21 protein-coding genes are annotated in these 18,776 nt (G+C 62.4%); 10 read left to right on the top strand and 11 right to left on the bottom strand.

Annotated elements, in window-relative coordinates; translation table 11 throughout:
* The first annotated feature begins 15 nt into the window (after positions 1-15).
* Positions 16-663: an aminoacyl-tRNA hydrolase gene (gene pth / locus Q7U49_RS03075; RefSeq protein ID WP_304762287.1), complete on the top strand. Its 648-nt coding sequence runs from the start codon at positions 16-18 to the stop codon at positions 661-663.
* 44 nt (positions 664-707) lie between these two features.
* Positions 708-1,160 carry a hypothetical protein gene (locus tag Q7U49_RS03070; RefSeq protein ID WP_304762286.1) on the top strand — a complete coding sequence of 151 codons (453 nt, stop codon included), beginning with the start codon at positions 708-710 and terminating at the stop codon, positions 1,158-1,160.
* A 3-nt stretch (positions 1,161-1,163) separates the two neighbouring features.
* On the opposite strand, the gene Q7U49_RS03065 is transcribed toward Q7U49_RS03070, so the two are convergent.
* From Q7U49_RS03065 to Q7U49_RS03040, 6 genes are read right to left on the bottom strand one after another with little or no spacing between them, the layout of a single operon-like run.
* Positions 1,164-1,433, bottom strand: coding sequence for a YfhL family 4Fe-4S dicluster ferredoxin (locus Q7U49_RS03065; RefSeq protein WP_304762285.1), 270 nt, complete (start codon positions 1,431-1,433; stop codon positions 1,164-1,166).
* Between the two features lie 48 nt (positions 1,434-1,481).
* Entirely contained in the window at positions 1,482-1,937 is a 456-nt protein-coding gene (locus tag Q7U49_RS03060) for a universal stress protein (RefSeq protein WP_304762284.1), read from the bottom strand.
* A 15-nt stretch (positions 1,938-1,952) separates the two neighbouring features.
* Entirely contained in the window at positions 1,953-2,459 is a 507-nt protein-coding gene (coaD, locus tag Q7U49_RS03055) for a pantetheine-phosphate adenylyltransferase (RefSeq protein WP_304762283.1), read from the bottom strand.
* 35 nt (positions 2,460-2,494) lie between these two features.
* Positions 2,495-3,133, bottom strand: a complete 639-nt coding sequence (gene rsmD / locus Q7U49_RS03050) for a 16S rRNA (guanine(966)-N(2))-methyltransferase RsmD (protein ID WP_304762282.1) — start codon at positions 3,131-3,133, stop codon at positions 2,495-2,497.
* Between the two features lie 9 nt (positions 3,134-3,142).
* Entirely contained in the window at positions 3,143-4,522 is a 1,380-nt protein-coding gene (locus Q7U49_RS03045; protein WP_304762281.1) for a pitrilysin family protein, read from the bottom strand.
* A 20-nt stretch (positions 4,523-4,542) separates the two neighbouring features.
* Positions 4,543-5,991 (bottom strand): M16 family metallopeptidase, encoded by a 1,449-nt coding sequence (locus Q7U49_RS03040; RefSeq protein WP_370653952.1) that lies wholly within the window; start codon positions 5,989-5,991, stop codon positions 4,543-4,545.
* A 29-nt stretch (positions 5,992-6,020) separates the two neighbouring features.
* On the opposite strand from Q7U49_RS03040, the gene Q7U49_RS03035 reads away from it, so the two are divergent.
* The 7 genes from Q7U49_RS03035 (at position 6,021) to Q7U49_RS03005 (ending at position 11,646) form a co-directional block, all read left to right on the top strand.
* On the top strand, positions 6,021-7,142 hold the full coding sequence (locus Q7U49_RS03035) for a signaling recognition particle receptor family protein (protein ID WP_304762280.1): 1,122 nt from the start codon (positions 6,021-6,023) through the stop codon (positions 7,140-7,142).
* Positions 7,143-7,175: 33 nt separating this feature from the next.
* The gene (locus tag Q7U49_RS03030) at positions 7,176-7,856 is read left to right on the top strand and encodes an alpha/beta hydrolase (protein WP_304762279.1); all 681 of its coding nucleotides are present in this window, start codon (positions 7,176-7,178) and stop codon (positions 7,854-7,856) included.
* Between the two features lie 128 nt (positions 7,857-7,984).
* Positions 7,985-9,202 carry a type II secretion system F family protein gene (locus tag Q7U49_RS03025; protein ID WP_304762278.1) on the top strand — a complete coding sequence of 406 codons (1,218 nt, stop codon included), beginning with the start codon at positions 7,985-7,987 and terminating at the stop codon, positions 9,200-9,202.
* Positions 9,202-10,044: an A24 family peptidase gene (locus Q7U49_RS03020; protein ID WP_304762277.1), complete on the top strand. Its 843-nt coding sequence runs from the start codon at positions 9,202-9,204 to the stop codon at positions 10,042-10,044. The genes Q7U49_RS03025 and Q7U49_RS03020 overlap by 1 nt, the downstream gene beginning before the upstream one ends.
* Before the next feature lie 3 nt (positions 10,045-10,047).
* Positions 10,048-10,674, top strand: a complete 627-nt coding sequence (gene coaE, locus Q7U49_RS03015) for a dephospho-CoA kinase (RefSeq protein ID WP_304762276.1) — start codon at positions 10,048-10,050, stop codon at positions 10,672-10,674.
* 16 nt (positions 10,675-10,690) lie between these two features.
* Positions 10,691-11,446, top strand: coding sequence for a cell division protein ZapD (gene zapD, locus Q7U49_RS03010; protein WP_304762275.1), 756 nt, complete (start codon positions 10,691-10,693; stop codon positions 11,444-11,446).
* Positions 11,443-11,646: a DNA gyrase inhibitor YacG gene (locus Q7U49_RS03005; protein ID WP_304762274.1), complete on the top strand. Its 204-nt coding sequence runs from the start codon at positions 11,443-11,445 to the stop codon at positions 11,644-11,646. The genes zapD and Q7U49_RS03005 overlap by 4 nt, the downstream gene beginning before the upstream one ends.
* Positions 11,647-11,653: 7 nt before the next feature.
* Here the strand turns inward: Q7U49_RS03005 and Q7U49_RS03000 are convergent, their stop codons facing one another.
* From Q7U49_RS03000 to secA, 4 genes are read right to left on the bottom strand one after another with little or no spacing between them, the layout of a single operon-like run.
* Positions 11,654-12,121 carry an NUDIX domain-containing protein gene (locus tag Q7U49_RS03000; protein WP_304762273.1) on the bottom strand — a complete coding sequence of 156 codons (468 nt, stop codon included), beginning with the start codon at positions 12,119-12,121 and terminating at the stop codon, positions 11,654-11,656.
* Positions 12,118-12,996: an ATP-binding protein gene (locus Q7U49_RS02995; protein WP_304762272.1), complete on the bottom strand. Its 879-nt coding sequence runs from the start codon at positions 12,994-12,996 to the stop codon at positions 12,118-12,120. Before Q7U49_RS02995 ends, Q7U49_RS03000 begins: the two co-directional genes overlap by 4 nt.
* Complete coding sequence (argJ, locus tag Q7U49_RS02990) at positions 12,993-14,222, bottom strand: bifunctional glutamate N-acetyltransferase/amino-acid acetyltransferase ArgJ (protein WP_304762271.1); 1,230 nt, start codon at positions 14,220-14,222, stop codon at positions 12,993-12,995. The genes Q7U49_RS02995 and argJ overlap by 4 nt, the downstream gene beginning before the upstream one ends.
* A gap of 13 nt (positions 14,223-14,235) precedes the next feature.
* Positions 14,236-16,980 (bottom strand): preprotein translocase subunit SecA, encoded by a 2,745-nt coding sequence (gene secA / locus Q7U49_RS02985; RefSeq protein WP_304762270.1) that lies wholly within the window; start codon positions 16,978-16,980, stop codon positions 14,236-14,238.
* Between the two features lie 267 nt (positions 16,981-17,247).
* On the opposite strand from secA, the gene Q7U49_RS02980 reads away from it, so the two are divergent.
* The gene (locus Q7U49_RS02980; protein WP_304762269.1) at positions 17,248-17,568 is read left to right on the top strand and encodes a hypothetical protein; all 321 of its coding nucleotides are present in this window, start codon (positions 17,248-17,250) and stop codon (positions 17,566-17,568) included.
* 151 nt (positions 17,569-17,719) lie between these two features.
* Here Q7U49_RS02980 and Q7U49_RS02975 read toward each other — a convergent pair whose 3' ends face one another.
* Complete coding sequence (locus Q7U49_RS02975) at positions 17,720-18,730, bottom strand: TRAP transporter substrate-binding protein (RefSeq protein WP_304762268.1); 1,011 nt, start codon at positions 18,728-18,730, stop codon at positions 17,720-17,722.
* Positions 18,731-18,776 lie beyond the last annotated feature (46 nt).

The following is an 18,776-nucleotide window of genomic DNA, read 5'->3' as shown; positions in this document are numbered from 1 at the left end:
TCGGATAATAGCGACATGATCAGACTTTTTGTAGGGCTGGGCAACCCCGGGCCCGAGTACGAGCAGACCCGCCATAATGCCGGCTTTTGGTGGCTGGACGCGCTGGCGCGTGAACTCAAGCTGAATTTGACGACTGACAAAAGTTACCACGGCCGGGTCGCACGAACCAGCATTCAGGGCCAATCGGTCTGGCTGCTGGCACCCCAGACCTTCATGAACCTGAGCGGCAAGTCGGTGGCTGCGCTGGCCAATTTTTTCAAGATACCACCACAGGAAATCCTGGTCGCCCATGACGACCTGGACATCGCGCCCGGCGAGGCCAAACTCAAGCTGGGCGGCAGCCATGCGGGCCACAATGGCCTGCGTGACATTCACGCCCAATTGGGCACCGACCAGTACTGGCGCCTGCGTCTGGGTGTGGGCCACCCTGGCAACAAGGCGGAGGTCGTGCACTGGGTGCTGAAAAAACCCATGCTGGATCACCGCATTGCCATTGATCAGGCCATCGACCGCGCCCTCAAGGCGCTGCCCCAGTTTTTGGCGGGCGACATGGAACAGGCCACGCGCCTGGTGCACACCAGCAAACCGCCCCGGCCCGGCAAACCCAAACCAGCGGACCCCAAACCGCCAGCCGACCCGACACCGTCAGCCAGCGACTCGTGATACCCTTCGCCCAGCGTCACATTCCATGGCGCAAGGGAGACATCATGATGCATAAAAATGGCATTCGAGCGTTTTTCATGGTCGCGGGGGTGGTCTTTTCAGCGGGGCTGCAAGCGCAGGGCATTTATCGCTGCGGCAATGCCTACAGCCAGGTGCCCTGCCCGGGTGCCGAGCCCTTGCAATTCAAGGATGCACGCCAGCCCGAACAAAAACAGCAGACCGATGCCGCAGCCGTTCAAGCGGCCAGGCTGGCACAGGGCATGGAACAAACCCGCATCGCCGAAGAAAAAAGGCTGCTCGCAGGTCAGCCATCCCCGCCGTCCACGGCACCCGAAAAAGCGACATTCAACAGCTTCAGCACCGGCGGCGTCACCACCACGCTGACACCCAAGCGGGTACAAGCCAAGCCCAAGAAGCCGGACGCCTTCATTGCCGAAGTGCCTGGTTCCGAAAAGCCGGCAGCACAAAAAAAGAAATCAAAACCCCAAGCCAGGTGAGGGTCAGACCGTTGACGACGCGGAAATTTTCGCCTGCAGGCGCCGGTATTTTTGCCACAGGGTTTCCTTGTCCTCGACAACATCCGGGTTGACCGGAATGCAGTTCACCGGGCACACCTGCACACACTGCGGCTCATCAAAATGACCCACGCATTCCGTGCATTTGCCGGGGTCGATCTGGTAGATCTCCTGCCCCATGGTGATGGCGTCATTGGGGCACTCGGGCTCGCACACATCACAGTTGATGCATTCGTCGGTGATCAACAGGGCCATAAGCGCAATCAGACAAAAGTGGGAAAGCGCCGATTTTAAAAGCCGGGCTTATTCCTCGGTGTCAACACTGTCTTGTTCAGTCGTCTTGACGATCATCACCGGCACGCCGGCGGCATGCAGCACTTCATTGGACACCGAACCCAGCAAGGCGCTGCGCAAGGCACTGGTGCCACTGGCGCCCATGACCACCAGATCACAGCCGTAGTTTTCCAGGATATCCACCAGCGTGTGCGCCGGGTCGCCTGAGGCCACTTCGGTCTCGTACGCCAGGCCGGCGGCATCCAGCAGCGCCTGCGCAGCCTGCAAGGTGTTGGCACCGGCCGCCGCGCTGACCTGCTCGATCACCAGCGGGTCGTGCGCCACCATCAATTCATACAGGCTGGCTGGTTCCTGCACGTTGGCCAGCACCACGCTGGTGTTCAGGCCATCAGCCGCCATGCGAATGGCAAAACGCACCGCTTCCAGGGCCAGGGGGGAGCCGTCAAAAGGCAAAAGGATCTTCATGTTTTCTCCAAAAATTCAAGGGGTTTTACCACTGAGGCTGCGCACTTTTTCGATCAGTCGCTGGTTGACACCGGGCGAGACGAATTTGTCCACCTCGCCACCCAGCGTGGCAATTTCACGCACAAAGGTGCTGGAAATGAACTGGTACTTGTCGCCAGGGGTCAAAAAAACCGTTTCCACTTCGGGCATCAGGCTGCGGTTCATGCCCGCCAGCTGGAATTCGTAATCAAAATCGGTCACGGCACGCAGACCGCGCACCATCGCCTTGGCACCGCGTGCCATCACAAAGTCGCGCATCAAACCGTCAAAACTTTCCACCCGCACACCGGGGTAAGCCTGGACCGCTTCACGCGCCATGGCCATGCGCTCCTCCAGGGAAAACATGGCCTTCTTGTGGTGCCCGGCCGCCACCGCCACGATCACGTGACTGAACAACTGGGCGGCGCGACGCACCACGTCCTCGTGACCCAAGGTGATCGGGTCAAAGGTGCCCGGATAAACAGCGATCAGGTCATTGGCCATGGCAATCCGTGGGGTTCAGTGAAGTTCGGCCATTATCAGCCCGCAGGCAACGCCACGGCTTCGATGCGCCTGAGCAAATGCGCATGCACCATGCCGGCCTTGAGGTGGCGGTGCAACTGCAAGCCCAAACCCTGCAACTCGCTCTCGGGCCAGCGTTTGGGCGCTTCCAGGTACAAAAAACCGGTGACCGAGAGCGCTGGCGCTGCCGCCTGCACAGCGGCCTCGAACAAGGGGGAATCAAACGGCGGGTCCAGAAAGATCAGTTCCAGACTGGCCGCGGGCGCATGACGCAGCGCCGCCACCGCATCGCCCCGGACCACCTGAACCACCGCCGCTTTCAATTGGTCTTGCACCCGCTTGAGTTGCGCCACCAGCGCGGCATCCTGCTCCACCAGCAGCACCTGCGCAGCACCGCGTGAGGCCGCCTCGAAGCCCAATGCCCCGGTGCCGGCAAAGGCATCCAGGCAGCGCCAACCGCTCAGGTCCTGCCCCAGCCAGTTGAACAGGGTTTCACGCACCCGGTCCGGCGTGGGCCGCAGACCCGGCTTGTCAGCCACCTGCAGTTTGGTGCGCTTGTACTGACCGCCAATGATGCGGATTTCATGGCTTTGTACGGCACGCGGGCGCGCAGGACGGGGGGGGCGGCTTTTGGTTTCAGGGGTAGCGCGTTTCATGCCTGCATCTTACCTGCGGAAACCCTTCTCGAACCCTGACCCACCCAGCACCACCGTCACCATCTTCTCGGGCTGCAGCTTGCGCTGGAACGCCGAGCGGATGTCGGCCGCGGTGATGCTTTGCACGCGCTGGGTCCAGGTATCGAGGTAGTCAAGCGCCAGCTTGTTCCAGGCAATGTTGGCCACGTTGTCGAGCAGCTTGCGGTTGCTGTCCAGGCGCAGCGCAAAGCCTCCGATCAGGTTGTCCTTGGCGGCCTGCAGTTCGGCCTCGGTCGGGCCATCGGCCACAAAACGGACCAAGACCTCGCGCGACACCTGCAAGGCCTGGCCAGCCTGGTCGGGGCGGGTTTGCAGGCCAATGGCAAAAGCGCCGGCATGCAGGCCGGGCGCAAAGTAGCTGTAGACGCTGTAGCTCAAGCCGCGCCTTTCCCGCACCTCGTGGGTCAGGCGCGAGACAAAGCCGCCACCGCCGAGGATGTAGTTGCCCACCAGCATGGCAAAAAAATCGGGGTCGCTGCGCTTGTAGCCCGGCTGGCCCAGCAAGACGTGGGCTTGTGCCGAGTCAAACGCAATGCGTTGTTCGCTGGCCTGCGTCAAGGGCGCCACTTCCGCCACGGCGGGCAGTGTCGGGCACGTCGATGCATCCGGGCCCGTGAGCCGGGCCAGCAATTGCGTCACCAGCGCATCGGCCTGCGGCCGCGTCACCGCCCCCACCAAGACGACTTTGGCGCGGCAAGGCTGAATCAGCTGGCGGTAAAGCGCCGCCATGTGCGCCACCTCGATGCGCTGCAACGAAGCCTCGGTGGTGTCATGGCCATACGGGTGCGCGCCATACACCGCCTGGTCAAAGGCGCGCTGGGCCAATGTGTCCGGGCGGGTGTTGGCCTCCTTGATGGCAGCGATCATGGTTTCACGTTCGCGCTGCCAGATGTCGGCCGGGAATGCCGGCTCGGCCAGTTGCCGCGCCGCCAGTTGCACCGCCTTGGTCAGCAGGTCGGGATAGGTCAGCGAGCGCAACGCAAAGCTCATGCGGTCGGCGCTGGCATGGCCGCCAAAGCTGGCGCCCAGGTCGGCCCAGGCCTCGCCCAGCGCATTTTCATCCATCGCCGCCTCGCCGCGTGCCGGATTGGCCCGCACCCCCATGCCGCTGAGACTGGCGGTGACACTGGCGAGCCCGGCTTGTGGGGCCGGATCGCGGCGACTGCCGGCATCAAAGTCCAGCTGGACATCCAGCATCGGAATGGCGTGGCTTTGCACCAGGAACACCTGGGCACCGCTGGGCAGGGCCCAGTGTTCAATGGCGATACCGGCCAGGGCGGCAGGCAGGCACAAAACACTCAGGAAAGCGGTCACAAGCGCTTGAAGGCTTACTTTTTTAAACGTGGTCATGGGGTTCATCCGGATCGGTTTCAGTGTCGGCTGCCCGCTGCAGCGGTGCGGGGTTTGCCGGTTTTGTTCAAGGGCTGCGGCAGCAGTTGCGCCACCGTCAGCTGGTCGTCACCAAAATATTTGGCGGCCACGGCCTTGACCTGTTCGGCTGTCACGGCGCGCAGGCGTTCGATCAAACGCTCGTGGGCGTCCAGCGGCTGACCCTGTACCCAGCTGGTGCCCAGTTCACGGGCCTGGTTGAAAACCGAATCGAGCTTGTACACCGCACTGGCCACCCACTGGGTCTTGACACGGGCCAGCTCGGCCTCCGACACACCCTCCGTGGCAATGCGTGTCACCTGGGCGCGCAGTGCGGCCTCCACTTGTTCAGCCGTCTTGCCCTTGGCCGGTACCCCGGACAACATGAACAGCTGCGGCCCACGCCCCCACAAGCCGTTGTCGGCGCCGGCACTGTCGGCCACCCGGTCGGGCCCCTGGGTCAGGGCGCGCTCCAGCCGGGCCCCGCTGTAGCCGTCCAGCACAGCGGACAGCACGGTCAGGGCCAGCGCGTCACTTTCATCCTGGCCGCCCTCAAAGGACTGGAAGGTGGGCACCTTGAAGGCCAGCGTCACCATGGCCTGCTCGGCCGGGGCCTTGAACGCGATGCGTTTGAGACCGGTCTGCGCCGGCTCCACGCGCGGCTTGCGCTCGGGCACGGCCCGCGCGGGAATTTGTCCATAGTATTTTTCAGCCAGACGGCGCACCTCGGCCACATCCACATCACCGGCCACCACCACGGCGGCATTGGCCGGCACGTACCAGCGCTGGTAGTAGCTACGGGCATCCTCGGGCGTGAGCGATTCCAGGTCGCTCATCCAGCCCACGATCGGGCGGCGGTAAGGCGAGGCCACAAACACAGCGGCGTTCAGGGCTTCATGCAGCAGCGCGCGCGGGTTGTCTTCGGTGCGCATGCGGCGCTCTTCCTTGACCACTTCGAGTTCCTTTTTAAATTCTTCGTCGGGCCACTGGTTGTTGGCAAAACGGTCGGCCTCCAGCGCCATCACATCGGCCAGCCGGGTGGCCGGAATTTGCTGGTAGTAGCCGGTGTAGTCGAGGCTGGTAAAGGCGTTGTCGCGTCCGCCCAGGGCCGCCACACGACGCGAAAACTCGCCCACCGGCACGGTAGGCGTGCCCTTGAACAGCATGTGCTCCAGCACATGGGCCACCCCCGAGCTGCCATCGACCTCGTCCATCGAGCCGGCGCGCAGCCACAGCATGTGCACGGCGGTGGGCGCGCGTCGATCCGGTTTGACGATCAGGCTCATGCCATTGGCAAGGGTGAACTGCTGCGCCTGTACAGCCGTCGCTGTGGCGCTCGCGGGGGCGCTGGGCGCCTGGGCAACGGCCGTGGACAAAGTGGCCCAGGTCAGCCAGGCCACGCCGAGATGGGTCAAGTTTCGGGAGTTCAAAGTGGGTGTCTTGTGTTTCATAGAATGCAGTGATACCACGAACCCAAAAAATGTTCAGTTTTTTCAGAAAAAAGCCCCCTGCCCCGCCTCCTGCTGCCGTGCCTTCCCCCGTGGATGCGCTGAGCCCGTTGATGCCGGCCCAGAAACCAACAAGCTTGCCTGAGCTTGCCCCGGCAGCAGCGGCACCGGAGCTGGCCCCCGCGCCTGCGCCCGCCCCTGAGCGCAAGTCCTGGATCGACAAGCTCAAAATGGGCTTGCGAAAAACCGGCAGCAGCATTGCCACGGTGTTCACCGGTACCCAAATTGACGATGCACTGTATGAAGACCTCGAGACCGCCCTGCTGATGGCCGACACCGGGGTCAAGGCCACCGAGCATTTGCTGCAAGACCTGAAGCGCCGCGTCAAGGACAGCAAGACCACCGACCCGTCGGCCGTGAAGGCACTGCTGATCGAGTCCCTGACCGAACTGCTGAGCCCGCTGCAAAAGTCGCTGGTCATCGGCCGCTTCAAGCCCACGGTGATCATGGTCGCCGGCGTCAATGGCGCGGGCAAGACCACCTCCATCGGCAAGCTCACCCGGCATCTGGCCGTCAACAAGGCCAGTGTGCTGCTGGCTGCAGCCGACACCTTTCGGGCCGCGGCGCGCGAGCAGCTGGGGGTGTGGGCTGACCGCACGGCGGTGGACATCATCAGCCAGGAAGGGGGCGACCCGGCGGCCGTGGCCTTCGACGCCGTGAGTGCCGGCAAGGCCCGTGGCCGCGACGTGGTGCTGGTCGACACCGCCGGGCGCCTGCCCACCCAATTGCACCTGATGCAGGAGCTGGTCAAGATCAAGCGCGTGATCCAAAAAGCCGGCCCGGCACTGGACCACCCGGACGCCAGCGCCAGCACGCCAGCCGAGCGCACCCTGGCCACCCCGCCCCACGAGGTGTTGCTGGTGATTGACGGCAACACCGGGCAAAACGCCCTGACCCAGGTAAAAGCCTTTGATGACGCCCTGGGCCTGACCGGTCTGATCGTCACCAAGCTCGACGGCACCGCCAAGGGGGGCGTGCTGGCCGCCATTGCGCGCGAACGCCCCATCCCTGTCTATTTCATTGGTGTTGGCGAAAAACTGGAAGACCTGGAAACCTTCAACGCCCGTGAATTTGCCCAGGCACTGCTGTCCTGACAAGCCCGCTCGCCCCAACTCAGACCCTACTGCATGACGACCCTGCTGCCCCACATCCAGATCGAGACCGCACCCCAACCCAGCGCCGCCGTGATCTGGCTGCATGGGCTGGGCGCCGACGGCAATGACTTTGCCGGCCTGGTGCCCGAGCTTGACGTCTCTGGCTGCCCCGCCATCCGTTTCATCTTTCCCCATGCGCCGGCCATTCCCGTCACCGTCAACGGCGGCTATGTGATGCCGGCCTGGTACGACATTTTTGGCGCCGATCTGGTCAGTCGCCAGGACACGGTTGGCATTCGCGCCTCGGCGCAAGCCGTTGCGGCGTTGATCGAACGGGAGATGGCGCGCGGCATTCCGGCCCACCGCATTGTGCTGGCGGGCTTCTCGCAAGGCTGTGCCATGGCGCTGCACACCGGGCTGCGCTTTCCCCACACGCTGGCCGGCATCATGGCCTTGTCGGGCTACCTGCCACTGGCAGATCAATTTGCCGCCGAGCGCACAGCCGCCAATGCCCACACCCCCATCTTCATGGCGCACGGCAGCCAGGACCCGGTGGTGGTCCCGGCCCGCGGTGAAGCCAGTCGCGATCTGCTCGTCAAAATGGGGCACCCGGTGCAGTGGCACAGTTACCCCATGCCGCACAGCCTGCACCCGCGCGAAGTGGCCGACATTGCCATTTTTCTGAAGCAGGTTCTGGCCCATGACGTGGCCTGAAAACAACCGCCACCCGCCGGTTTCGACAAGTTCCACAAGCGGGACTTGAAAAAAGTGAAAATAGCGTTTGATTTGCCAAAGTACGTCTGCATGAGCAGCAACCCTTAACCTAAGCATTCAACAACTTTATGGCAACCGAAAAAACAAAAACCATCAAGGAATTTGTCTTTGAGTGGGAGGGTAAGGACCGCAACGGCAAACAGGTGCGGGGGGAGACCCGCGCCGGTGGCGAAAACCAGGTGCAGTCCTCATTGCGACGCCAGGGCATCATGCCCCTCAAGATCAAAAAACGGCGCATGAGCGCGGGCAGGTCCATCAAACCCAAGGACATGGCCATCTTTACCCGCCAGCTCGCCACCATGATGAAAGCCGGTGTGCCACTGCTGCAGGCCTTTGACATTGTTGGCCGGGGCAACCCCAACCCGAGCGTGACCCGGCTGCTCAACGACATCCGCAACGATGTCGAAACCGGCACCTCGCTGAGCGTGGCCTTTCGCAAATACCCGCTCTACTTTGACAACCTGTACTGCAACCTGGTCGAGGCCGGCGAGGCCGCCGGTATTCTGGACCAGTTGCTGGACCGGCTGGCGGTGTACATGGAAAAGACCGAGGCCATGAAGTCCAAGATCAAGTCCGCCCTGATGTACCCGATCTCGGTGCTGGTCGTGGCGTTTGTCGTGACTGCCGTGATCATGATTTTTGTGGTGCCGGCGTTCAAGGAAGTGTTTTCCAACTTTGGCGCCGACCTGCCCGGCCCCACCTTGGCGGTGATCGCCATGAGCGAGATTTTTGTGCAGTACTGGTGGCTTATTTTTGGCGGCCTGGGCGGCGGCGTGTACTTCTTCATGCAGGCCTGGCGGCGCAACAAGAAGATGCAGGTCATCATGGACCGCATCATGCTGAAAGTGCCCATCTTCGGTGTGCTGGTGGAAAAATCCTGCATTGCCCGCTGGACGCGAACCCTGTCCACCATGTTTGCTGCCGGCGTGCCGCTGGTCGAGGCGCTGGACTCGGTGGGCGGTGCGGCCGGCAACGCGGTGTATGAAATGGCCACAGTCAAAATTCAACAGGAGGTCTCCACCGGCACGGCGCTCACGCAGGCCATGACCAACGTCAACCTGTTCCCCTCCATGGTGCTGCAAATGTGCGCCATCGGTGAAGAATCGGGCTCCATCGACCACATGCTGGGCAAGTCAGCCGACTTCTACGAGTCGGAGGTGGACGACATGGTGGCGGGCATCTCCAGCCTGATGGAGCCCATCATCATCGTGATTCTGGGCACCGTCATTGGCGGCATTGTGGTGGCCATGTACCTGCCCATCTTCAAGCTCGGCCAGGTGGTCTGATGGCGGGCTTGCAAGGTCTGGACGCTGGTCTGCTGGGTATGTTGGGGCTGCTCATCGGCAGCTTCCTCAACGTCGTCATTTACCGCCTGCCGGTCATGCTCGAAGCCCAATGGCAGGCCGAATGCGCCGACCTTCACGGCAAAACCCTGCCGGAAAAAGCGCCTTTCAGCCTGCTGGTGCCGCGCTCGCGCTGTCAAAGTTGCGGCCATCAGCTGGCCTGGTTTGAAAATATCCCCGTGCTCGGTTACCTGGTGCTGCGCGGCCGTTGCCGCCATTGTCAGGCGGGCATCAGCCTGCGCTATCCGCTGGTGGAACTGGCCACCGGCCTGCTGTTTTTATGGTGTGGCTGGCAATGGGGCGCCAGCGCCACCGGCCTGGCCTGGTGCGGCTTTTGTGCGGCGCTGGTGGCACTGGGCATGATTGACTGGGACACCACCCTGCTGCCCGACGACATCACGCTGCCGCTGCTGTGGGCGGGCCTGGCACTGGCCGCCCTGCAGCTGGGTAGCGTCACCCTGCCCGATGCCTTCTGGGGCGCGGCAGCCGGCTACCTGTCGCTCTGGGCGGTGTACTGGGCCTTCAAGCTGGTCACCGGCAAGGAAGGCATGGGGTACGGCGACTTCAAGCTCTTTGCCGCGCTGGGCGCCTGGTTTGGCTGGCAAGCGCTGATTCCCATCATTTTGATGGCCTCCGTCATTGGCGCGGTGGTGGGCATCGGCCTGAAATTCTCGAAAAATCTGCGCGAAGGCGGCTATGTGCCCTTTGGCCCGTTTTTGGCAGGCGCGGGCCTCACCGCCCTGCTGGCCGGCCCCAACGCCATGCTCAAGGCGGTGGGGCTGTAACACGTGGGCGCGCCGTTTCAGCTCGGTCTGACGGGGGGCATCGGCAGCGGGAAAAGCACGGTGGCCGCACTGCTGGCCCAGGCGGGTGCCGCCATCATGGATGCCGACGCCATCGCCCGCCAGCTCACCACCCCCAACGGACTGGCCATGCCCGCCATTGCGCGGGAATTCGGCATGGAGTTCGTCACCGCCCAAGGGGCCCTGGACCGCGACCGCATGCGCGTGCTGGCCTTCTCGGACCCTGGCGCCAAACTCAGGTTGGAAGCCATCATCCACCCGCTGGTCGCTGAAGAAGCGGCGCGCCAAGGCCACGCGGCCCAAGCAGCGGGGCACCCGTGCCTGGTGTTTGATGTTCCGCTGCTGGTGGAATCCGCCCGCTGGCGTCAAAAGGTGGACCATGTGCTGGTGGTGGACTGCCTGGCTGAAACCCAGATCGCGCGTGTCATGGCGCGCAACGGGCTGACGCGCAGCGCGGTCGAGGCCGTCATCGCAGCCCAAAGCAGCCGCCTGCGCCGCTTGCAGGCCGCCGACAGCGTCATTTTCAACGACGGCCTGACACTTCAGGGCTTAAGCGCCGAAGTGGCCATGCTGGCGCCGCGCTTCAAGCTATCATTCGACTTAGCTCATTGATCGATTGAACCCCAGCGTGATCCTTTACGAATACCCACTGCAAGAACGCATTCGCACTTATTTGCGACTGGAACATCTCTTCATGCACCTGCAGCAATTGTTGCCGCGCGTGGATGCCATGGACCACCACTTTGCGCTGGCCACGCTGTTCGAAATTCTTGAAGTGAGCACGCGCGCTGACCTCAAAACCGATCTGCTCAAGGACCTGGACAAACAAAAGCACGCGCTTGACAGCTACCGCGGCAACCCGGCCATTGCCGAAGCCGTGCTCGACGAAGTCATTGGGCATCTCGACCAGTGCTTTGAAGCGCTGAACAGCCTGCCCGGAAAAATCGGGCAAACCCTGACCGAGAACGACTGGCTGATGGCCATTCGCAGCCGCATCGTGATTCCCGGTGGCACCTGTGGTTTCGATTTGCCCGCTTACCACGCGTGGCAACACAAGCCGCCCGCCGTTCGGCAAGCCCAACTGCTGAAATGGGCTGAAACGTTGAAACCCATGGCCGACGCGGTTGCCCTGCTGCTCAAATTGCTGCGCGATTCCGGTGCGCCACAAAAAGTGATCGTGAATAACGGTCAACTGCAACAAAGCCTGCCGCAGGGTCGCACCTTTTTGCTGCTGCGCCTGGCACTCGATGAGGCCCTGGAACTGGTCCCCGAGATCAGCGGCAACCGGCTGATGGTATCGGTGCGCTTGTTGCACCAGGGTGAAGACAACCGGCTGCAAGCCATCAACGAAGATGTCAGCCTGGAGCTGGCCTTGTGCGCATGAGCGGCACCAAACCACAAGCCAAAGTTCCCGTGAAGATCGTGACCTGCCCGGGCTGTGGCGGGGTCAGCGTCTATGCGGCAAGCAACCCCTACCGGCCGTTCTGCAGCGAGCGCTGCAAGCAGATCGACCTGGGCGCCTGGGCCAGCGAGCAGTTTGCTGTGCCCGCTGCAGCGCCACCGGAAGATTTTGCGCCGGACTGAACTTCCGTTAAACGGCGCGTTCTTCCGCCAACCACTGCAACACCGGCACCGTGCCCGGCAATACCGGGCTGACCGACACCGGCAGGCGCTGCCAGGCAAACGACTGGGCTTCGCGCATCTGCAACTCACCCGTCCAGGCCCAGACCTTGCAAAAATGCAGGCGCACCAGGGCGTGCGGATAGTCCACCAACTCCTGGCGCCAGGGTTCAATCTGGTCGATATGAATGCCGAGCTCTTCGTGCAATTCGCGCAGCAAAGCCTGCTGCACCGACTCGCCCGGCTCGAATTTGCCACCCGGAAACTCCCAGTAACCGGCGTAAACCTTGTCGGCAGGGCGTGAGGTCAGCAAGAAATCGCCGTCCGGCCGAATCAACACCCCCACCGCCACATCGACCACGGCCCGGTCTGCACCACCAACCCGCGGCAGCGCGCCATCGGCCACCAGCGTGGCGGGGGCACTGGGTGGCAGGCTCATGCCGCCACTGCGTGCTGGCCGGCGTAGTCCAGGGCAAACTGGTAGGCGACCCGGCCACTGCGCGAACCCCGCTCCAGCGCCCATACCAGAGCCTCGGCACGCGCGGCTTCGATAGCCGGCACCGAGATGCCCATGGCACCGAGCCATTGGGCCACGATGGTGAGGTACTCGTCCTGCGAAAACGGGTAAAAGCTCACCCACAGGCCAAAGCGCTCGGACAGCGATATTTTTTCCTCGACGCCTTCACCCGGATGCACCTCGCCGTCGGCGGTGTGGGTGTAGCTAAGGTTTTCCTTCATGTACTCGGGCAACAAATGGCGCCGGTTGCTGGTCGCATAAATCAGCACATTGGCGGTGGTGGCGGCCACCGAGCCATCCAGAATCGACTTGAGCGCCTTGTAGCCGGACTCGCCTTCGTCAAAGCTCAGGTCATCGCAAAAGACGATGAACTTGTAGGGCTCGTCAGACACCAGGTCAATGATGTCCGGCAAATCGGTGAGGTCCGCCTTGTCGACTTCGATCAGGCGCAAGCCCTGGGCCGTAAATTCATTCAGGCAGGCCCGGATCAGCGACGACTTGCCGGTGCCGCGCGCACCGGTCAGCAGCACGTTGTTGGCGCGCTGACCCAACACAAACTGGCGCGTGTTGCGGTGGATTTTTTCCTTTTGCGGCTCAATCTCTTTGAGGTCACTCAAAGCCATCACACCGACATGGCGCACCGGCTCCAGCGTGGCGCGGCCGGAGCTGCGCTTGCGGTAACGAAAGGCGCTTGAGGCCGTCCAGTCAGGCTGGGAGACGGCTTGCGGCAGCACCGCCTCAATGCGGCTGATGAGCTGCTCGGCGCGCAGCAGCAAATGCTCGAAACTCGCGTTCATGAACGGTAATCGGCATTGATCGTGACATAGTCGTGGCTCAGGTCACAGGTCCACACGGCATCCACCGCGTCGCCCCGGCCCAGCACCACGCGCACGGTGATCTCGGCCTGCTTCATGACACGCTGGCCGTCTTCCTCGTGGTAGTCGGGGTTGCGCCCGCCCTTAACCGCTACCAGCACCTGGTCCAGGTACAAGTCGATGCCGGTCTGGTCCAGGTCGGCAATGCCGGCATAACCCACGGCGGCCAGGATACGACCCAGGTTGGGGTCGCTGGCGAAAAATGCGGTCTTGACCAAGGGCGAATGCGCAATGGCGTAGGCCACCTGGCGGCATTCGGCCTGGGTCTTGCCGCCTTCAACCTGAATCGTGATGAACTTGGTGGCGCCCTCGCCGTCACGCACGATGGCTTGCGCCAACTGGCGCGCCACACCCAACATGGCGGCCTTGAGCGCCTGGCCCGCCGGGCTGTCCAGTGAGGTGATGGGCGCGTGCGCCGCCTGGTTGGTGGCAATCACCACAAACGAGTCATTGGTCGAGGTGTCACCGTCCACCGTGACGCGGTTGAACGAACCCTCGGCCAGCTCAAGAGCCAGTTGTTTCATCAGCGCGGGGCTGACGCAAGCGTCGGTGGCCATGAAACCCAGCATGGTCGCCATGTTGGGACGGATCATGCCGGCGCCCTTGCTGATGCCGGTGATGCTGACCCGCGTGCCGTCAATCATGAGCTGCGCACCAAAGGCCTTGGGCACGGTGTCGGTGGTCATGATGGCTTCTGACGCGCGCAGCCAGTTGTCCGCTTTGGCATCGGCCAGGGCAGCATCGAGCCCGGCCTCGATGCGCTCAATCGGCAGGGTCTCCATGATGACGCCGGTGGAGAACGGCAGCACCTGTTGCTTTTGCAGACCCAGCTTGTCGGCCAGGGCCTGGCAAGTGTGCAACGCGCGCGCCAGCCCGTCTGCACCCGTGCCCGCGTTGGCGTTGCCGGTGTTGATCAGCATGGCACGGATACCCTGACCCGAGGCCAGGTGCTCGCGGCACAGTTGCACCGGCGCCGCACAAAAACGGTTCTGCGTGAAGACGCCGGCCACCGAGGCGCCGTCGTCGATCAGCACCACGGTCAGGTCCTTGCGCTTGGCCTTGCGGATGCCGGCTTCGGTGACACCGATGCGCACACCGGCAATGGGAAACAGTTCAGCGGGGTTGGGAGGGGACAGGTGAACAGACATGGCGGATGCTTTCTCAGGCCAACTTGCCATGACATTGTTTGTATTTTTTCCCGCTGCCGCAGGGGCAGGGTTCGTTGCGGCCGACGCGCGGCACTTCCACCGGCATCGTGGTTTCGTCCACCTTGATTTCCACCCCGCCGCTCTCGGTGGGCGCGGTGTAGGTGACATTGCTGATGCGCTCGGCGCGGTTTTCCAGGTCGGCCGCCGCAGCAGCAGCTTCTTCGTTGGACTGGATGCGCACCGTCATGAGGATCTTGGTGACTTCGTTCTTGACGGCATCGAGCATCTGGCCAAACAGCTCGAAGGCCTCGCGCTTGTATTCCTGCTTGGGCTGCTTCTGGGCGTAACCGCGCAGGTGGATGCCCTGACGCAAATAATCCAGCGAACTCAGGTGGTCACGCCAGTTGCTATCGATGCTTTGCAGCAGCACCATGCGCTCGAACTGGGTGAAGTTCTCATTGCCCACGAGCGTCACTTTTTCTTCAAACACGGTGTTGGCATGGCTGCGCACGGTGTCCAGAATATCCTGGTCGGTGATGGCGCTGGCGGCGTTCACTTGGTGCTGCAGCGGCAGGGTCATCTGCCATTCGTCCGACAACACGCGCTCCAGCGCCGGCAAGTCCCACTGCTCTTCCACCGATTCGAAGGGCACGTACTGGCGCACCACGTCTTCAAAACAGCCCTCGCGCAGCGCCTGGATCTGCGCCGACAGGTCGGTCGCGTCCAGGATTTCGTTGCGCTGCTGATAGATCACCTTGCGCTGGTCGTTGGCGACGTCGTCGTACTCAAGCAGTTGTTTGCGCATGTCGAAGTTACGCGCTTCCACCTTGCGCTGGGCGCTCTCGATGGAGCGCGTGACCATGCTGGCCTCGATGGCCTCGCCCTCGGGCATCTTGAGGCGATCCATGATGGCCTTGACGCGCTCGCCGGCAAAAATGCGCATCAGCGCGTCGTCCAGGCTCAGGTAAAAACGCGAGGAACCCGGATCACCCTGGCGGCCCGAACGACCCCGCAACTGGTTGTCGATGCGGCGCGACTCGTGGCGTTCGGTGGCAATGATGCGCAGGCCACCCAGGGCCGTCACCTGTTCGTGGTCCTTGGCCCACTGGTTGTTCAGCGCGGCCAGCTGCTGCTGCTTTTGCGCGGCATCAAGGGTTTCGTCGGCCTCGATCGCCTCGATAAGCTTGCTGATGTTGCCACCCAGCACAATGTCGGTGCCACGACCGGCCATGTTGGTGGCAATGGTGATCATCTTGGGACGACCGGCCTGCGCCACGATGTCGGCCTCGCGGGCATGCTGCTTGGCGTTGAGCACCTGGTGCGGCAGTTTGGCCTTTTCCAGCAGGTCGGCAATGATCTCGGAATTCTCGATCGAGGTGGTCCCCACCAGCACCGGCTGGCCGCGCTCGTAACATTCGCGGATGTCCTGAATGGCGGCGTCGTATTTTTCCTTGGTGGTCTTGTAGACGCGGTCGAGCTGGTCGTCGCGGCGGCTGGGCCGGTTGGGCGGCATGACCACCGTTTCCAGGCCATAAATTTCCTGGAACTCATAGGCCTCGGTGTCGGCCGTGCCGGTCATGCCGGCCAGCTTGCCGTAGAGCCGGAAGTAATTCTGGAAGGTGATCGAGGCCAGGGTCTGGTTTTCGGGCTGGATCGCCACGCCTTCCTTGGCTTCCACCGCCTGGTGCAGGCCTTCGCTCCAGCGCCGCCCGCTCATCAGGCGCCCGGTGAACTCGTCCACGATCACCACTTCGCCGGCCTGCACCACGTAATGCTGGTCACGCAGGTACAGGTGGTTGGCGCGCAACGCGGCGTACAAATGGTGCATCAGCGTGATATTGGCCGGGTCGTACAGGCTGGCGCCTTCGGCAATCAGGCCCATCCCGAACAAGATGCGCTCGGCGTTTTCATGGCCACGCTCGGTCAGGAACACCTGGCGACTTTTTTCGTCGATGGTGAAATCACCCACCTTGGTGATGCCTTCGCCGGTGTGCGGGTCGGCTTCGCCTTCTTGCTGTTCCAGCTGCGGCACGATCCGGTTGATGGCCACATACAGGTCGGTCTGATCTTCGGCCTGGCCGCTGATGATGAGCGGCGTGCGCGCCTCGTCGATCAAAATGGAATCCACCTCGTCGACGATGGCGTAGTTCAGGCCCCGCTGCACCCGGTCGGCAGCCTCGTAGACCATGTTGTCGCGCAGGTAGTCAAAGCCGTACTCGTTGTTGGTGCCGTAGGTGATGTCGGCGCGGTAAGCAGCCTGCTTATCTTCGCGCGGCATGTTGGGCAGGTTGATACCCACCGACAGGCCCAGAAAGTTGTACAGCTTGCCCATCCACTGGGCATCCCGGTTGGCCAGGTAGTCATTGACCGTGACCACGTGCACGCCCTTGCCGGTCAGGGCGTTCAGGTACACGGGCAAGGTGGCGGTCAGGGTTTTGCCCTCGCCGGTGCCCATTTCGGAAATCTTGCCGTTGTGCAAGGACATGCCACCGAGCAACTGCACGTCGAACGGACGCATTTTCATGACCCGCTTGGAGCCTTCACGCACCACGGCAAACGCCTCGGGCAAGATCGCATCGAGCGCTTCACCTTTGGCCAGCCGGTCCTTGAAGGCCTCGGTCTTGGCGCGCAGTTCAGCGTCAGAAAGCTTCTCCAGGCCAGCTTCCATCGCGTTGATTTTGCCCACGGTGTGGCGGTACTTTTTAAGCAGGCGGTCGTTGCGACTGCCGAAAATTTTGGTGAGAAAGTTGATGGCCATGAATACCGGCGTGCAGCTTGACCGGTGGGGTCAAGCGTGCGGCGCAATCCTTTTTTACAAACTGACTGGAATGGGGGGCAGCGTACTGAGCGTCAAATGACGACAAACACCGTCCAACTGCCCCAATTTTACCCGCGCGCCGGGGCGGCTTGTCCAGCACTTGACCAGCGGGCCGGCGGGCACACGTCCGCCAGGGGAAGCCTGCCCGCAAATTAACCCTGTCAGCCATCCGTGATAATCATCAGCATCCGCCCTCACCCCTGAAAAATGAACCGACGCCAGCCCTCAGTGACCTTGCTGCAAGCCAGCCAGAACAACGCCAGCCTGGCCAAACTGATGGAACTGAACCGCGCCTCCAAAGCCCGCTTTGACGCCATCAGCACCCTGATTCCTGACACGCTGCGGCCCAACGTCACTGCTGGCCCGCTGACCGACGGCGTCTGGTGCCTGTTGCTCAGCAACACCACCACGGCGGCCAAACTGCGCCAGCTGCTGCCGGCCTTTGAGGCGCATTTGCGTGTGCACCAGCTGGAGGTCAAGAGCATCCGGCTCAAAGTCAGCGGCGCCAGTGGTGGCGGGCGTTACTGAAACCCTCATTCGTTGGGGTCGCAATGGCCCGGCACCAGCATCAGCACGTCGCCCGGGTCAATTTTTATGCTGGCTACCAACGCAGCACAAATCAACGGTCATAACGGTCCTCGCCGGCCCGTTATGACCTTGCCCCGAAATGGACTCAACATTAACCTCCGCGCGCCTTCTTCAGGGCATCCAGCACGACGTTGACAGCTTCAGCGCCGATATTGGGCACGTGCTTGTCATAGATAGGCTTCAGCTTGTCCACAACGCGCGCCTTCTCCGCAGGAGAAAACTCGCTGACCACCATGCCTCGTGATTTCAGCATGGCGAGGGACTTTGCATCCTGCGCACGGCTGGCGTCGCGCTGCACGGTCTGGCCGGCCAATGCCGCTTCACGCAGCGCGGCCTGCTCCTGCGCACTGAGCTGGTCCCACAACTTCTTGCTATACAGCACGAAGAACGGCGAGTAGGCATGGCGCGTGACCGACAGGTACTTCTGGACCTCATAGAGTTTGGCAGTCTCGATCGTCGAGAACGGGTTTTCCTGACCATCGATGGCCTTGGTTTCCAGTGCCGTGAACACCTCGCCAAAGGCCATCGGTGTGGGGTTGGAACCCAGCGCTTTGAACGTGTCCAGGAAGATGGTGTTCTGCATGATGCGCACCTTCATGCCGTCAAAGTCCTCAATCTTCGCCACGGGGCGCTTGCTGTTGGTCAGGTTGCGAAAACCATTTTCCCAGTAGGCCAGGTTGACCAGGCCGGCGGCTTCGAGCTTCTTGTTGAAGTACTGGCCAGCTGGGCCGTCCAGTACCGCATAGGCCTCTTGTTCGTTGGCAAACAGGAAGGGCAGGTCGAACACGCCGAGTTCCTTGACGATACCCATCAAGGCCGAGCCGGAAGTGCAGACGATCTCCTGCGTGCCCGCGCGCGTGGCCTGGGCACCAGCGAGGTCGCCGCCGGCAGATCCGCCCCAGAAAGCATTGATCTTGAGCTTGCCGCCGGTCTTTGCGTTGAGCACCTCCTGCATTTTCTTGACGCCCAATCCGACCGAATGGTCTTCATTGACGCCGTTCGTCCACTTGATGGTTCGTTCGGTGAATTGCGCGAAAGCCGAGGTGGCTATCAGCAAGGCGGCACCGGCGATGGCCGAAGCGATGGTTCTGCGTTTAAACATGGTTGTCTCCTTTTATATGAACGACAGGGGTTGGGGAAAAAGTTGT

Source organism: Rhodoferax sp. (assembly GCF_030653815.1).
In the GTDB taxonomy this organism is placed as follows: Bacteria; Pseudomonadota; Gammaproteobacteria; order Burkholderiales; family Burkholderiaceae_C; genus Rhodoferax.
Note: the sequence above shows the minus strand (reverse complement) of the source record. Positions and strands in the feature narration are given on the sequence as shown.

Bases quoted from the DNA above. Each gene is read 5' to 3' on its own strand.
- rsmD (WP_304762282.1), bottom strand. From the start codon at position 3,133: ATGAAACGCGCTACCCCTGAAACCAAAAGCCGCCCCCCCCGTCCTGCG.
- Q7U49_RS03035 (WP_304762280.1), top strand. From the start codon at position 6,021: ATGTTCAGTTTTTTCAGAAAAAAGCCCCCTGCCCCGCCTCCTGCTGCC.
- Q7U49_RS03045 (WP_304762281.1), bottom strand. From the start codon at position 4,522: ATGACCACGTTTAAAAAAGTAAGCCTTCAAGCGCTTGTGACCGCTTTC.
- Q7U49_RS03060 (WP_304762284.1), bottom strand. From the start codon at position 1,937: ATGAAGATCCTTTTGCCTTTTGACGGCTCCCCCCTGGCCCTGGAAGCG.
- Q7U49_RS03030 (WP_304762279.1), top strand. From the start codon at position 7,176: ATGACGACCCTGCTGCCCCACATCCAGATCGAGACCGCACCCCAACCC.
- Q7U49_RS03040 (WP_370653952.1), bottom strand. From the start codon at position 5,991: ATGAAACACAAGACACCCACTTTGAACTCCCGAAACTTGACCCATCTC.
- Q7U49_RS03000 (WP_304762273.1), bottom strand. From the start codon at position 12,121: ATGAGCCTGCCACCCAGTGCCCCCGCCACGCTGGTGGCCGATGGCGCG.
- argJ (WP_304762271.1), bottom strand. From the start codon at position 14,222: ATGTCTGTTCACCTGTCCCCTCCCAACCCCGCTGAACTGTTTCCCATT.
- Q7U49_RS03025 (WP_304762278.1), top strand. From the start codon at position 7,985: ATGGCAACCGAAAAAACAAAAACCATCAAGGAATTTGTCTTTGAGTGG.
- Q7U49_RS03020 (WP_304762277.1), top strand. From the start codon at position 9,202: ATGGCGGGCTTGCAAGGTCTGGACGCTGGTCTGCTGGGTATGTTGGGG.
- Q7U49_RS02980 (WP_304762269.1), top strand. From the start codon at position 17,248: ATGAACCGACGCCAGCCCTCAGTGACCTTGCTGCAAGCCAGCCAGAAC.
- Q7U49_RS03065 (WP_304762285.1), bottom strand. From the start codon at position 1,433: ATGGCCCTGTTGATCACCGACGAATGCATCAACTGTGATGTGTGCGAG.
- Q7U49_RS02975 (WP_304762268.1), bottom strand. From the start codon at position 18,730: ATGTTTAAACGCAGAACCATCGCTTCGGCCATCGCCGGTGCCGCCTTG.
- Q7U49_RS03005 (WP_304762274.1), top strand. From the start codon at position 11,443: ATGAGCGGCACCAAACCACAAGCCAAAGTTCCCGTGAAGATCGTGACC.
- pth (WP_304762287.1), top strand. From the start codon at position 16: ATGATCAGACTTTTTGTAGGGCTGGGCAACCCCGGGCCCGAGTACGAG.
- secA (WP_304762270.1), bottom strand. From the start codon at position 16,980: ATGGCCATCAACTTTCTCACCAAAATTTTCGGCAGTCGCAACGACCGC.
- Q7U49_RS03070 (WP_304762286.1), top strand. From the start codon at position 708: ATGATGCATAAAAATGGCATTCGAGCGTTTTTCATGGTCGCGGGGGTG.
- coaD (WP_304762283.1), bottom strand. From the start codon at position 2,459: ATGGCCAATGACCTGATCGCTGTTTATCCGGGCACCTTTGACCCGATC.
- Q7U49_RS02995 (WP_304762272.1), bottom strand. From the start codon at position 12,996: ATGAACGCGAGTTTCGAGCATTTGCTGCTGCGCGCCGAGCAGCTCATC.